This is a genomic window from Fontibacillus phaseoli, from assembly GCF_003337355.1.
Lineage (GTDB): Bacteria > Bacillota > Bacilli > Paenibacillales > Paenibacillaceae > Fontibacillus > Fontibacillus phaseoli.
In genome coordinates, this window is the sequence record NZ_QPJW01000001.1 from 1,338,179 (window position 1) to 1,350,648 (window position 12,470).

Genomic DNA, 12,470 nt, shown 5'->3' on the forward strand with positions numbered 1-12,470 from the left:
CTTCGTCTTTAACCCGCTATCCCCATCATAACTTTGATCATGTCATAATTTCAAACTCCTTTATTCCGGCATTCAGACTTAAGAACTTTTCCCGGACTTCGAATCTTGCCTGTTCAAAAATGAACAGCAGCCAATCGCAATGACTGGCTGCTGTTGTTTAACACCTTACATATTTGCGTTTGAAACCAAGCTGCTCTTTGTTTACTGCCTTTTGAATATTTTCGGAAGCGTTTAGAAGTTTTCTTTTTGTCTTATCCCGGTTGACTTCTACCGGCCCTACTGCCTTTGCCGTTTCGACAGCCTTATCATGCAGCGGCAGATAGGATACCGCCACGGTGTATATAAAGTTATTCATCGCATATTTAGCTCGTTCGGGAGCTTCGTGAATCCTGTTTTTCACCTGATCAAGCATCCCGGAAATTTTACTCTCGGAAAATTCGCTGTCCGGCCGGTTGCCCAAAAGCCAGCAATAACAGCTCCAGCCCCCGGACATTCTCAATTCTTCCCCGCTTGCAATCCACTTATCGGCTACTTCTTGCGCAATATTACTTTCCGCAAGGGTTACTGCAACTACATAATCGGACAACATGTAAAAATAGGCCGCATCCATCCAACGATCAAAATCGTCTTCCGTCATTGCTTTAGGGTCAGCTATGATGCCGGCGAAGTACATAGCGTCATAGTTACCGGTAGCATAAAGCTGATCGGCCAAAGGTTGATTTATTTTTGTTTTCTTAAAGATCGGTTTCATTTGGCCTGTAGCCACACCAAAAAGCGGTTCATGGGCTCCGTTGGATATATACATTTTCTTGGTTCGTTCCTTGCCGAGCGACTCAAGCTCCTGCATGACCATGTCCAAATTCATGATTTATCACTTCCTTAATTTTAAGTACTTTCATCCAGTTTATTATAACCAATACCGGAAAAGGAAGTGTACTCGCCTTTTGCGCCTAAAGTTAATGGTCTTAAATTTGTTATATACGAAAAAAAGATGATAATATGGCTCTGAGCCTCTTTATTTACAGTTTTCTTTTGGCAATAATGATTAAAAAGAATTGGAGTGAAACCATGATTCATATACTCGTCGTGGAAGATGATAAGCATGTAAGGAGACTTCTTGAAGCGGTACTTAAGCGCGAAGGATATGATGTTTTTACTGCGGAAGACGGTATAAAAGCATTGGATGTTCTTGAAGTACAGCATATTGATTTGATCATTTTGGATATTATGATGCCAAACATGGATGGATATGAATTCGCAAAAGAAGTAAGAGCCGCCAATAGTTTAATCCCGATACTTATGGCTACTGCGAAGCATCACTCTGAAGATAAGAAAAAAGGGTTCCGGCTCGGAACCGATGATTATATGACCAAGCCCATCGATACCGAAGAAATGCTTCTTAGAATACAAGCGCTGCTGCGCCGCTCCCAAATCGCAAATGCCCGTAAGCTCGTTGTGGGCAAAGTTACCCTTGATTATGAAGCCTTGACGGTAACGCGGGAAGATGAGAAGCAAACTCTTCCCCAAAAAGAGTTCTACTTGCTATTCAAGCTATTATCCTACCCGGACCGGATTTTCACCCGCATCCAGCTCATGGACGAAATATGGGGCTTGGAAAGCGAAAGCACCGACACTACGGTCAATGTGCACATAAATCGTTTGCGGAAACGGTTTGAAACTTATCCCGAATTTGAACTGGTTTCCGTTCGCGGATTGGGATATAAGGCGGTGAGAACAAATTGAACAAAATGACTACCAAATTAAACAATAGAATCAGCCTTCCCATTTATTTCTCTATTGCCGTATTTTTTATTTTTCTCATTACCGTTAGCATTACAGGGCTACTGTTTTATTTAGCGCATTTTTTTGGCCTGCTGAATGAAGATATCGCTCATGACGGGACCATTCTTCCCGTAATTATTCTAATCGCTTGCATAATTATCGGAACTACGATCTCGGCCGTCACCAGCCGAAGAATGGTAAAGACCATTCGGATGTTCATAGAAGCCACGGATCGGCTTGCCGGCGGCGACTTTTCCATTCGTCTTGAGCTGAAAGGTCCCCCGGAATTTAAAATTCTTTCCGAAAATTTTAACCGTATGGCCGAAGAGCTCGGGGGAATTGAAATTTTGCGAACCGATTTTGTAAATAATTTTTCCCATGAATTTAAAACACCCATTGTATCGATCAAAGGATTTGCCGAAGTCTTAAAGCATGATGATCTTTCCAAAGAAGAAAGAGATGAATATCTGGACATTGTTATTGAGGAATCGGCCAGACTGGCCTCTCTCGCCTCGAATGTTCTTGAGCTTTCGAAAATTGAGGCGCAAACAATTCTGACAAACAAAGGGCGGTTTAATGTCGGGGAACAAATTCGCCAGTGTGTGCTGCTGCTCGCTGCCAAAATGGAGAAAAGGAATCTGTCGCTAAATGTTAATGTACAGGACCTTGAGATCTCCGGTAATAAGGAATTGCTAAATCAAGTCTGGTTAAATTTGTTGGATAACGCGATCAAGTTCACGTCAGATGGTGGCGAAATTGAAATTGACATGAAGAAAAATGTGAATACGGTAATGATTCAAATCCGTGACAGTGGAAGCGGCATTCATCCGGATGCCCTGCCCAGGATCTTCGATAAGTTTTACCAGCAGGATACTTCGCATTCTACTGCGGGTAATGGCCTTGGACTTGCGATCGTGAACCAAATCATTCACCTGCACGACGGGACGATTGTTTGCAACAGCACCGCATCCCAGGGAACCAAGTTTACGATTTCGATACCGATTGGACTGTAGCATAAGTCTTGAAAGAACCGAATGGTTTTTTCAAGACTTTTTCTTTTTTTCAGAAAAGTTAATTTTCAGTTTATCTATTTTCGATAATATACAAGCAACATCATAAAAAGGAGTCAGACATATGCTCACAATACTCAAGTACTTAAAATCGAAGGAATGGACCTTAATCGGCATTAGCGTCCTCTTCATTGTTGCCCAGGTATGGCTGGACTTGGAATTGCCCGGTTATATGAGCGACATCACCCGTCTTGTACAGACACCTGGAAGTGAAATGAGCGAGATAATAGCCGCCGGAGTCTGGATGTTGCTCTGTGCTTTGGGAAGCTTAGCGACCTCTATAATCGCGGCAGGAATCGCCGCCAAAATTGCGGCTAACTTCTCTTCCAGATTACGCTCCAAATTATTCGACAAGGTACAGTCCTTCTCCATGGAAGAAATCAACAACTTTTCTACGGCAAGCTTGATCACTCGCTCGACAAATGATATCACGCAAGTGCAAATGCTGATCGTCATCGGTTTGCAGGTGCTGATTAAAGCCCCTATTCTTGCGGTATGGGCGGTGCTCAAAATCACGGGCAAGAGTTGGGAATGGTCGCTTGCGACCGGTGTCGCCGTTGGCGTGTTGATTCTGATCGTCGGCATATGTATCGTACTCGTGCTGCCGAAATTCCAGAAATTGCAGCAACTGACGGATAACCTGAACCGTGTGGCCAGAGAAAACCTTACAGGACTTCGTGTCATTCGCGCGTATAATGCGGAAAGCTATCAGGAAGATAAATTCAGCGTAGCCAACCATGAACTCACCCGAACAAACTTATTCGCCAACAATGTGTTGTCCATGATGATGCCAAGTATTTCGCTCATTATGAGCGGCTTAAGTCTTGCAATCTATTGGATAGGTGCCGTGCTGATTCAAAATGCGAATGGTACCGCCAAGATGGGACTATTTTCGGACATGATCGTCTTCTCATCCTATGCGATGCAGGTGGTCATGGCATTCATGATGTTGATCATGATCTTTATTTTAATGCCGCGGGCTCACGTATCCGCCAAAAGAATCAACGAAGTATTGAATACCAAGCCAAGTCTGATGAACGGATCGCTCACCTCCTCCCCTGCAAATCGGGTTGGGGAAGTGGAATTCAGAAATGTCAGCTTTAAATATCCGGATGCGGAAGAATACGTCGTTAAGGACATCAGTTTTACAGCGAAACAAGGAGAAACTGTCGCATTTATCGGATCGACTGGATGCGGGAAAAGTACCATCGTCAATCTGATCCCCCGTTTTTATGACGCTACGGCAGGCGAAGTGTTGGTGGATGGTATCAATGTCAACCAATATGAGCAAAGTGCCTTGCGCAATAAAATGGGATATGTGTCTCAGAAAGCGGTCTTGTTCGGCGGCACGGTGACCTCCAATGTTGCTTTCGGCGATAATGGCAGTGATTTGTCCTCGGATGTTGTAGATGCAGTTTATACCTCGCAAGCTTCGGATTTTGTTGAAAAGATGGATGGAAGCTACGAGGCCCATGTCGCGCAAGGCGGTTTGAACCTATCCGGCGGGCAAAAGCAACGGCTGTCGATTGCCCGTGCCATAGCGCGGCGTCCGGAAATTTTGATCTTCGATGATTCCTTCTCGGCGCTTGATTATAAGACGGACCGCAAATTGCGCAGTGAGCTGAAGAAAGAATCCCGCGGTACTACCATGCTGATCGTTGCGCAACGGATCGGTACGATCAAAGATGCGGACAAAATAGTTGTGCTCGAAGCCGGACGCATCGCAGGCACGGGAACACATGATGAATTAATGCAGTCCTGCAGCGTCTATCAAGAGATTGCTTATTCACAACTTTCCAAGGAGGAGCTGGCCTAATGAACAAGCGCAAAGAGCAACTCAACACCTGGAGCAAACTTCTCCGCTATTGCCGAAGCCATATTCCCGTTGTCCTTATTGCGGTTATCAGTGCGGCAATCGGTACGGTACTGACATTGATCGGTCCGGATAAGCTTTCGGAGATGACAGACCTGATTACTTCGGGCAACGCCACCGGCATTGATATGAACGCCGTTACTTCCATCGGACTCTTCCTTGTACTGATCTACGGTCTCAGCTCTCTCCTGTCATTGGCGCAAGGGTTGATCATGTCCATAGTTACGCAAAAAGTTTCCAAAAGCTTAAGAGCCGATCTCTCCCGTAAAATTAACAGACTTCCGATCTCATATTATAACAAGTCTACAACCGGTGATATTTTATCCCGGGTTACAAACGATGTGGATACGATCGGGCAAGCCATGAATCAAAGCGTCGGTATGCTGGTCACCGCTGTATCCATGTTTCTAGGGTCCATCATCATGATGTTCAAAACGAATGTGCTCATGACCCTTACAGCGATCGTGGCCACTGTCATCGGTTTTGGCATGATGGCGGCAATCATGAAGAAATCTCAGAAGTACTTCCAAAGTCAGCAAGAATATTTAGGGAAAATCAACGGCCATGTGGAGGAAGTATATACTGGCCATACGGTAGTGAAAGCCTACAATGGCGAAGCGCAAATGCGCAGCACATTCGAAGGCTTGAATCAGAGCCTCAAGGATAGTGCGTTTAAAGCCCAATTCCTTTCCGGCCTTATGATGCCGATCATGATGTTTATAGGAAATCTGGGCTTTGTGGCCGTTTGTGTCGTCGGGGCCGTACTTGCCATGAATGGGACCATATCCTTTGGGGTCATTGTAGCCTTCATCTTGTATGTCCGTTTCTTCACACAACCGCTCTCACAAATTGCGCAAGCCGCACAAAGCCTGCAATCGGCGTCCGCTGCCAGCAAACGCGTCTTTGAATTCCTGGAAGCCGAGGAAATGGTCGATGAAAGCCATAAGGAAGGACGTCTTGAAACCGCTGTGGGCGAAGTGAAATTCGAGCATGTGCAATTTGCTTATGAGAGTTCGGATAAGCCTGTCATTAAAGATTTCTCTACAGAGGTTAAGCCCGGACAAAAAATCGCGATCGTCGGTCCTACCGGTGCAGGTAAAACAACGCTGGTAAACCTGCTGATCCGGTTCAACGAATTAAATAGTGGGGAAATTTACATCGACGATACTCCGATCAGTAGTTTAACAAGAGAGAATATCCACGATCTATTCTGTATGGTTCTGCAAGACACTTGGTTGTTTGAAGGTACAATCAGGGAAAATCTTGTCTACAACAAAACAGGGGTATCCGATAAAGATATTGAGGATGCCTGCAAGTCGGTGGGCTTGCACCATTTCATCCAAACCTTGAGTGCCGGATATGATACCGTCTTGAACGACAAAGTCAATCTATCCGCCGGCCAAAAGCAACAGCTTACGATCGCCAGAGCGATGCTCAAAAATGCGCCGATGCTCATTCTTGATGAAGCGACAAGCTCGGTCGATACCCGTACAGAGCTTTTGATCCAGCAGGCCATGGATAAACTTATGGAAGGAAGAACCTCCTTCGTGATTGCTCATCGACTCTCCACGATTAAGAATGCCGACGTCATTCTTGTGCTGAAGGATGGAGATATTCTGGAAAGCGGCAGCCACACCGAACTGCTTGCCAAGAACGGCTTCTATGCCGAGCTTTACAACAGCCAATTTGAACAAGCTTCTTAAGCCTAGGATCTCGAAAAATACGTATAGGGCCATGCTCTTGTCCTTGATTTATGACAAGAGCGCGGCCCTTTTGTCGTGGCATGTTCAAGCACAATGATTAACTTCGTTAAATGCAAAAAAGCCCCCAATCGAATACTGCCACTAGAACTTAACCTTACGTGGTGAGCTTATTTATTTCCTTAATAGCTATTGTTGAAAGCTTGCTTGCCTCCGCTTCGCTGATTTTAAAGGCAGAGGTATCATTGCGGGTTGGTTTTGAATTCTGAGGAATGAAATCTCTTATGTGCTGGTCAAGCACGATTGCAGGTTTTGTTCCCGTGCGTTTTAAAAGTTCTGCAAATAGCTTTGGATTTCCACCGTCAGCCCCACCGCTGATAGAAAAGAAACCATAGGCTTGAGGACTTGATTTTAGGCGATGTAAATACTCCCGAAGCGGTGAAGCAATATGCCCCATCCAGATCGGGGCGAAAAAGAGAATCAGATCATATTGCTTAAGGTTATTCGGGCAAGGCTGCATCTTTGGTGTCCGGGCAAAAATCATATCCATTATAATACTTCCCATTGTCATAGGCTTTTGTGTTGCAATTTTAATATGTGTTGCCGACAAGCCCTTTGCTACGCATGCGGCAAACATATCATTGTTGCCAGTGTATGAATAGGAAACAACGGCAATGTTCATTATATCTCCCCCAAAATAATTATTGTTTAGCTCGTTTCAATGCATTTTCCAACGCTTTCAGATGGGCTTTGGAGGTAAGCGTTGCCCCGCTGATTGTATCCACTTGTAAAGATTCGGTTTCCAGCACCTTTTGAAACAAATGATTTATCGTCATCCCGTCTGTTAATTCCACAGCGTTTCCATCCCTGTCCAGAGCGCCTTTCAGTATGGTTATCCCTGTAATTCTACCGCCGGATATGGTGACTTCAACCGTTGCATTTCTGGAAGTTCCTTTGGTTCCGGCGTATTCTCCGATATATGTTCCGTCCCGCAGCCGTGTAAAATCAACATCCCCGATTGTAAGAGCCTGAAGCTCCCTGCGCTCCGGAGCATCCGCAAGAAGTGCAATAACAGTTCCCAACACAGCTACGCTTAGAACAATCAAAAGGATAAGCCGAATTTTGATTTTCCTTCTTCCCATTTTTAAAGCAGACATATACGCTCCTCCCTCATTCCAGCGTAATTTTCACATGCTGGTTTTTATCCGGCTCATCAACCTCCACCAACAGGTAAGGCAAAGTCAGTTCACCGCTTCCAAGTGATTCGAGAATGGCATCCATATCAACATCCTTAAGACGTTCCAATTCATTATTGGCGCCTCCTTTCTTTTTTGAGTTGTCTGCCATTTGCCCGAATTTCAGCCCCATTTTTACAACAAAATACGGAACACGCACATTAGCGGTCATAACATCGTTCTCGGTAACTTCAATACGAATTCCTTTTGGTTTAACAGGTTTCATGTTCTGTTTGTTTCCCATAATAAATCCTCCTCAAATTAAAGTTATGAATGAATTTTATAATATTCGTTCATTTATGTTTGAAAAATTACTGCTCCGTTTGACTATTCGGAGCAGTCCATCAGGCTTTTCATAATAAGCTCGGTCATAAGATGCAAAAGCTCTGGAAAATATTCAATCCCGATTTCCTCCTTGTGTGTATCCACATTGATGATTGCTGCGAAAACCCTCATAATCATTTTACTGTCTATATCTTTTCGCATTTTTCCCTGTTTCTGCCAGAGTGTTATGAGTTCCAAAAAGCTGTCATACAGAAAGTCCACACTGTCAGCGCCGTTTTCTTCGCGGTAGACCTGCTCCAGCTTTTCAAATACGCTTCTGTTGTACCATTCCCGCAGAATGGGGTTCGCTTTTGTCCCTTCTACGTTTAGTTTAAGCATTTGTCCTACTACATCCACTGGGTACTGTTCCAGGTCAAGTAACTGAAAACATGCTTTCTTCAACTTTGCGTTTTCTTCCAGAAAAATATCCATAAAGAGTTTTTCTTTGGAGGGATAGTAGTTATAGAAAGTACCTACTGCCATTCCGGCCTTTTTTGTGATTTCTGAAATGTTGGTTTCCTTAAATCCCTTTGCGCTGAATAGTTCCTTTGCACAATCGTAAATTTTTGCCTTTTTATCTTCCAAGGGTAAACCTCCAAGTGGACAACCATAATATGAATGAAAAATAATCTATTCATTCATATTATGGCTGTTGTAAGATAAGTTGTCAATATAGATACAAAAAAACAGGGTATCGTTCTATCAAAACGATACCCTGTTTTTAGAAAACTTACTTGACAGTGCCCATAAACAGTTTAATTTTTATCAAGGTTACCTTTCCCATGGATTTCTTACATTATCTTTTCCGGTAATGAGTCCCTGCTCTAAAGCATAGCGCGTCAGCTGTACTCTGTTTTGAACTTGAAGCTTCTGTAATATGTTCTTCAAATGGTTTTTGACCGTATGCTCCGAAATAATTAACTTTTCGGCGATCTCTTTATTGGTTAGGCCGTCGGTAACGTTACTCAATATTTCCTTCTCTCTGAAAGTCAAGGACTCGACGGATTCACTTCGATTCGTTAGGGATACATCCTTCAAAATTTCAAAGGCCAGCTCACGGCTTAAAGGTGCCTCTTCATGAACAATAGAATTCAAATATTGGATCCATGTGGACGGCGCAAGGTTCTTGAGAAGATAACCTTGGGCTCCACGTTTTAAAGCTTCCAAAAGATGGAACATATCATCTGAAACCGTGATCATGACGATCTTCACATAAGGAAAGCGTAATTTGATGCGCTGCGTAGCTTCCAATCCATCCATATCAGGCATTTGGATATCCATCAAAATCAGGTCAGGCATCCAATGTTCCGTAAACTCAATGGCTTCCTGCCCACTTGTTACCACGCCGACGATCTCAAATTGATCGTCGCCTGAAATAATCTCGCAGATCGCTTCTCTTGCATGGGCATGGTCATCGACAACCAGAACACGCGTCTTCATGCTCCTCCTCCTGTCTTTTGAAGTTCCAGGGTTGTCCGCTCATTTTGATTTGAAATACGAAGCTGCCACCTCATATCATCCGCCCGATCCTTCATAATGTTCAATCCGTAACTGTCTTTTAAATCCATCAACTCTTCTCGAAATCCCTCTCCATTATCTTGAATAGTCACTTTCCAATCGGATTCATCCCCTTGAGCTAAGATCCAGCCCTTCGTGGCGCGGGCATGCTTCTGAATATTCACGACCGCTTCACGAATACAAGCTAATATCTCAACTTTCTCCCTCGGATTCATGGCTTCCTCCGGAATGTTCCAGTCGATCTCGATCGGAATAAGAACCTCATCGGCAATGATCTTTACTTTGTCTTCCAAAGTTTCTTTTAGCACAACTTCGCTTTTTGTATTCGTGGAATATCTGAGGTTCGCAATGGCCTGTCTAACATATCTATTCACTTCGTGTACGGTCTTTCGAACCGTATATACCGCTTCTTCATGTTTTTTTGTGTCTGCTGTAAATTCAAGTTGATCAACCTTTACGGATAGCAAAAAGAGCGATTGGGCTATTCCGTCGTGAAGCTCTTTGGCCAGCTGTTCACGGGCTTCAAGCGCCGCTTTTTGAGCCCGTTCGGTCTGCAGTTCTTGCTGGATTTTTTCCAATAGGGAGAATAGTTGATTTAATAGGGTGACGCTAACCAGGTAAACCAGAACGGGTGTGAGCCAGTTCCCCAAATCCATGGAGATGTATGGCATGAGAAACTGGTGCCGCACATACTCCCACAACCCGACAATGAGGGTCGGTACGAATAAAATCATCCACTTTATTTGTTTATATGTCATGAATCACTTCCCTCCAATCCTAGCCTATGTATATAAAACATATCATGGTTTCAAGAAAAAGAGGATTAAAATGAATTTAATCCTCTTTGAGAGTCTCAATGAATTGAGATAACTGCTGCTCACTACTTATTTCCCCTATGAAGGAGTGAGCGATGTTCCCGTTTTTATCAAGTAGATAGGTGACCGGCAACCCGGTTACGGCGTATAATCCTGAAATTCTGCCAGTTGCATCGATAATAACGGGAAAGTCGAATTGATGTTCCGACAAAAACTCATTGATGGTACCTTTGGATTCTCCTGCATTCACAAACAAGGTAACGGCTTCCGAATTGCTATCTTGGAACACTGTATTGATCAGTGGCATTTCTCTTACGCATGGTTCGCACCAGGATGCCCAAAAATTAAGAACAACGACTTTTCCGCGATATTCGGAAAGAGAGACTTTTTCCCCGTCCGTATTCACAGCCTGAAATTCGGGAGCGGCTCTCCCAGTACTCAAACGTTGGGATCCAGATTGATCTTCATTACTATGCTTACCTGGTAGAACGACCCATAGAATAGCGGCGATAGCTAGTAACGAGATTAAAAGGGTCAGCCCGGACCGGAAATTAAGTTTCATAATCATCGTCTTCTTCCTTATTCCTTGTGACCAGCTCCATACTATGCTGGAATGCTTTATGCAACGGATAGTCGCCAAACAATTGACGGTACTCCTCCACAGCACCTTCCCCGCAATTCTGTCCTTCATGCAAAAAAATGACGTAGTCGGCCAACTCTTCCGCGATATCCAATTGGTGGGTGGAGAAGAGAACCGTCTGACCTTCCGATTTTACCATTCTTATAAGATTCACGAATTCCTTCATCCAATAGGGATCCAAACCATTGGTCGGCTCATCCATAATGAGCAACGCAGGTTTTGCAAGGATCGATTGGGCGAAGAGTACACGCTGCCGCATTCCCTTGGAAAAACTGCTAACCGGTTTGTTTTTTTTATCTGCAAGTCCCACAAAACTCAAAACTTCATGCACTCTTTGTTCGGGCACCTTACGCAATGCAGCCCAGAAGGACAATATCTCTTGGGCTGTCATTCCTTGCGGAAACTGAAAGTCATCAGGCATATAGCCCATTTGTTCCGCGAACTTTTTTCGGTCATTTTTCCATTGGATTCGGTTGACGACGATTTCTCCTGAGGTGGGTTGAAGGATTCCTGCAATCATTCGTAGAACCGTGCTTTTTCCCGCCCCATTACCGCCGCATAATCCGACAATGCTTCCCTCTTCCAGTTGAAAAGAAATTTCCTGTACGATCGTTTGCCCCTTTATTTTTTTAATCAAATTTGAAGCAACAACGAAGTTTTCAGGCACGCGATCTCCTCCTTTCCCAAATCCAGCAGACGCAAGTTAAGGAGAAAAGCAGCCAGACGAGAAATAGAACAAAAAAAGAAAAACTGCCGCTAGCACTATGAATCCAGCCTACCCATTGGTAATATTCCGGTCCAAGTACAGAACCGCCTCCAAGTTTAATTACGACAAACAGCCTTACGAATTCCGCCGGATTCAAAAACGTAAAAATAACGAGCAAGGGTTTGATCCATAAGTATGGAAGAAACCCAAGGACAGCAATTAAAATCGTCGGCCAGGCAATGACCGTAAAAAACCAGATCATCACCGAAATCGTCAACGCTTGCCATCGATTTTTGGCCAAGGTTCCAATCCATAGCGCGAGTGCTAGAAATAGAAGAACAAGTCCGCATGAAAATGATAAAAAGAGCAGATAAGTATTGACTTCGAACATTTTCCCTACCAATACGGTGACTATGCCCATCAAACCATAGCCAAATGATATAATAGTCAACAATACAACGGATAAACCGAAGTATTTCCCTAACATGAAGGAAAGGGTTCCTAGCGGATAGGTAGATAGCAGTTGCCAGCTTCCTTCTTCTTTTTCGGCGGTTAAGGAAAAGGAACCCAAAAAAAGCGACATCAATGGAAGTAAATATAAAATCAAACTTAACATGGAACCGGTAACACCTGAATATCCGCTGATTTCATTTTGAGAGTTGATTAATAACAAGCTTAGACTAAACACTGAAAATAAGACTAAAAATGAATAAGCCCAAGGGTTCCGAAATCCAACCTTAATTTCTTTCTTGGCGACCTGCAGCATATCGGACATAGCTATAACCCCATCTTGTTAAAATCCATGAA

At 43.8% G+C, this 12,470-nt stretch carries 14 protein-coding genes; 4 read left to right on the plus strand and 10 right to left on the minus strand.

Features of this window, described 5'->3' with window-relative positions:
* Positions 1-157 precede the first annotated feature (157 nt).
* On the minus strand, positions 158-865 hold the full coding sequence (locus DFP94_RS06595) for a DNA alkylation repair protein (protein WP_114495576.1): 708 nt from the start codon (positions 863-865) through the stop codon (positions 158-160).
* 203 nt (positions 866-1,068) lie between these two features.
* Between DFP94_RS06595 and DFP94_RS06600 the strand changes: the two genes are divergently transcribed.
* The 4 genes from DFP94_RS06600 (at position 1,069) to DFP94_RS06615 (ending at position 6,428) form a co-directional block, all read left to right on the plus strand.
* Positions 1,069-1,743 carry a response regulator transcription factor gene (locus DFP94_RS06600; RefSeq protein WP_114495577.1) on the plus strand — a complete coding sequence of 225 codons (675 nt, stop codon included), beginning with the start codon at positions 1,069-1,071 and terminating at the stop codon, positions 1,741-1,743.
* 5 nt (positions 1,744-1,748) lie between these two features.
* Positions 1,749-2,795, plus strand: coding sequence for a HAMP domain-containing sensor histidine kinase (locus tag DFP94_RS06605; RefSeq protein ID WP_114495814.1), 1,047 nt, complete (start codon positions 1,749-1,751; stop codon positions 2,793-2,795).
* 121 nt (positions 2,796-2,916) lie between these two features.
* Positions 2,917-4,668 carry an ABC transporter ATP-binding protein gene (locus tag DFP94_RS06610; RefSeq protein ID WP_114495578.1) on the plus strand — a complete coding sequence of 584 codons (1,752 nt, stop codon included), beginning with the start codon at positions 2,917-2,919 and terminating at the stop codon, positions 4,666-4,668.
* Positions 4,668-6,428, plus strand: coding sequence for an ABC transporter ATP-binding protein (locus tag DFP94_RS06615; protein WP_114495579.1), 1,761 nt, complete (start codon positions 4,668-4,670; stop codon positions 6,426-6,428). The genes DFP94_RS06610 and DFP94_RS06615 overlap by 1 nt, the downstream gene beginning before the upstream one ends.
* Positions 6,429-6,582: 154 nt before the next feature.
* Here DFP94_RS06615 and DFP94_RS06620 read toward each other — a convergent pair whose 3' ends face one another.
* The 9 genes from DFP94_RS06620 to DFP94_RS06660 form a co-directional block, all read right to left on the minus strand.
* Positions 6,583-7,107, minus strand: a complete 525-nt coding sequence (locus DFP94_RS06620) for a flavodoxin family protein (RefSeq protein WP_114495580.1) — start codon at positions 7,105-7,107, stop codon at positions 6,583-6,585.
* Positions 7,108-7,126: 19 nt separating this feature from the next.
* Positions 7,127-7,582 carry an FMN-binding protein gene (locus DFP94_RS06625; protein WP_114495581.1) on the minus strand — a complete coding sequence of 152 codons (456 nt, stop codon included), beginning with the start codon at positions 7,580-7,582 and terminating at the stop codon, positions 7,127-7,129.
* 13 nt (positions 7,583-7,595) lie between these two features.
* Positions 7,596-7,904 carry a hypothetical protein gene (locus tag DFP94_RS06630; RefSeq protein WP_114495582.1) on the minus strand — a complete coding sequence of 103 codons (309 nt, stop codon included), beginning with the start codon at positions 7,902-7,904 and terminating at the stop codon, positions 7,596-7,598.
* Between the two features lie 83 nt (positions 7,905-7,987).
* Positions 7,988-8,569, minus strand: a complete 582-nt coding sequence (locus DFP94_RS06635) for a TetR/AcrR family transcriptional regulator (protein WP_114495583.1) — start codon at positions 8,567-8,569, stop codon at positions 7,988-7,990.
* Between the two features lie 186 nt (positions 8,570-8,755).
* On the minus strand, positions 8,756-9,424 hold the full coding sequence (locus tag DFP94_RS06640) for a response regulator (protein WP_114495584.1): 669 nt from the start codon (positions 9,422-9,424) through the stop codon (positions 8,756-8,758).
* On the minus strand, positions 9,421-10,260 hold the full coding sequence (locus DFP94_RS06645) for a sensor histidine kinase (RefSeq protein ID WP_114495585.1): 840 nt from the start codon (positions 10,258-10,260) through the stop codon (positions 9,421-9,423). Before DFP94_RS06645 ends, DFP94_RS06640 begins: the two co-directional genes overlap by 4 nt.
* A 76-nt stretch (positions 10,261-10,336) precedes the next feature.
* Positions 10,337-10,885, minus strand: coding sequence for a TlpA family protein disulfide reductase (locus DFP94_RS06650; RefSeq protein WP_114495586.1), 549 nt, complete (start codon positions 10,883-10,885; stop codon positions 10,337-10,339).
* Positions 10,869-11,624, minus strand: a complete 756-nt coding sequence (locus DFP94_RS06655) for an ABC transporter ATP-binding protein (RefSeq protein ID WP_114495587.1) — start codon at positions 11,622-11,624, stop codon at positions 10,869-10,871. Before DFP94_RS06655 ends, DFP94_RS06650 begins: the two co-directional genes overlap by 17 nt.
* On the minus strand, positions 11,617-12,438 hold the full coding sequence (locus DFP94_RS06660; protein ID WP_114495588.1) for an ABC transporter permease: 822 nt from the start codon (positions 12,436-12,438) through the stop codon (positions 11,617-11,619). The genes DFP94_RS06655 and DFP94_RS06660 overlap by 8 nt, the downstream gene beginning before the upstream one ends.
* Positions 12,439-12,470: the final 32 nt, after the last annotated feature.

What these genes read in the sequence shown, in the direction of transcription:
- DFP94_RS06595 (WP_114495576.1), bottom strand. Translation starts at nt 865, where the DNA reads ATGAATTTGGACATGGTCATGCAGGAGCTTGAGTCGCTCGGCAAGGAA.
- DFP94_RS06600 (WP_114495577.1), top strand. Translation starts at nt 1,069, where the DNA reads ATGATTCATATACTCGTCGTGGAAGATGATAAGCATGTAAGGAGACTT.
- DFP94_RS06605 (WP_114495814.1), top strand. Translation starts at nt 1,749, where the DNA reads ATGACTACCAAATTAAACAATAGAATCAGCCTTCCCATTTATTTCTCT.
- DFP94_RS06610 (WP_114495578.1), top strand. Translation starts at nt 2,917, where the DNA reads ATGCTCACAATACTCAAGTACTTAAAATCGAAGGAATGGACCTTAATC.
- DFP94_RS06615 (WP_114495579.1), top strand. Translation starts at nt 4,668, where the DNA reads ATGAACAAGCGCAAAGAGCAACTCAACACCTGGAGCAAACTTCTCCGC.
- DFP94_RS06620 (WP_114495580.1), bottom strand. Translation starts at nt 7,107, where the DNA reads ATGAACATTGCCGTTGTTTCCTATTCATACACTGGCAACAATGATATG.
- DFP94_RS06625 (WP_114495581.1), bottom strand. Translation starts at nt 7,582, where the DNA reads ATGTCTGCTTTAAAAATGGGAAGAAGGAAAATCAAAATTCGGCTTATC.
- DFP94_RS06630 (WP_114495582.1), bottom strand. Translation starts at nt 7,904, where the DNA reads ATGGGAAACAAACAGAACATGAAACCTGTTAAACCAAAAGGAATTCGT.
- DFP94_RS06640 (WP_114495584.1), bottom strand. Translation starts at nt 9,424, where the DNA reads ATGAAGACGCGTGTTCTGGTTGTCGATGACCATGCCCATGCAAGAGAA.
- DFP94_RS06645 (WP_114495585.1), bottom strand. Translation starts at nt 10,260, where the DNA reads ATGACATATAAACAAATAAAGTGGATGATTTTATTCGTACCGACCCTC.
- DFP94_RS06650 (WP_114495586.1), bottom strand. Translation starts at nt 10,885, where the DNA reads ATGATTATGAAACTTAATTTCCGGTCCGGGCTGACCCTTTTAATCTCG.
- DFP94_RS06660 (WP_114495588.1), bottom strand. Translation starts at nt 12,438, where the DNA reads ATGTCCGATATGCTGCAGGTCGCCAAGAAAGAAATTAAGGTTGGATTT.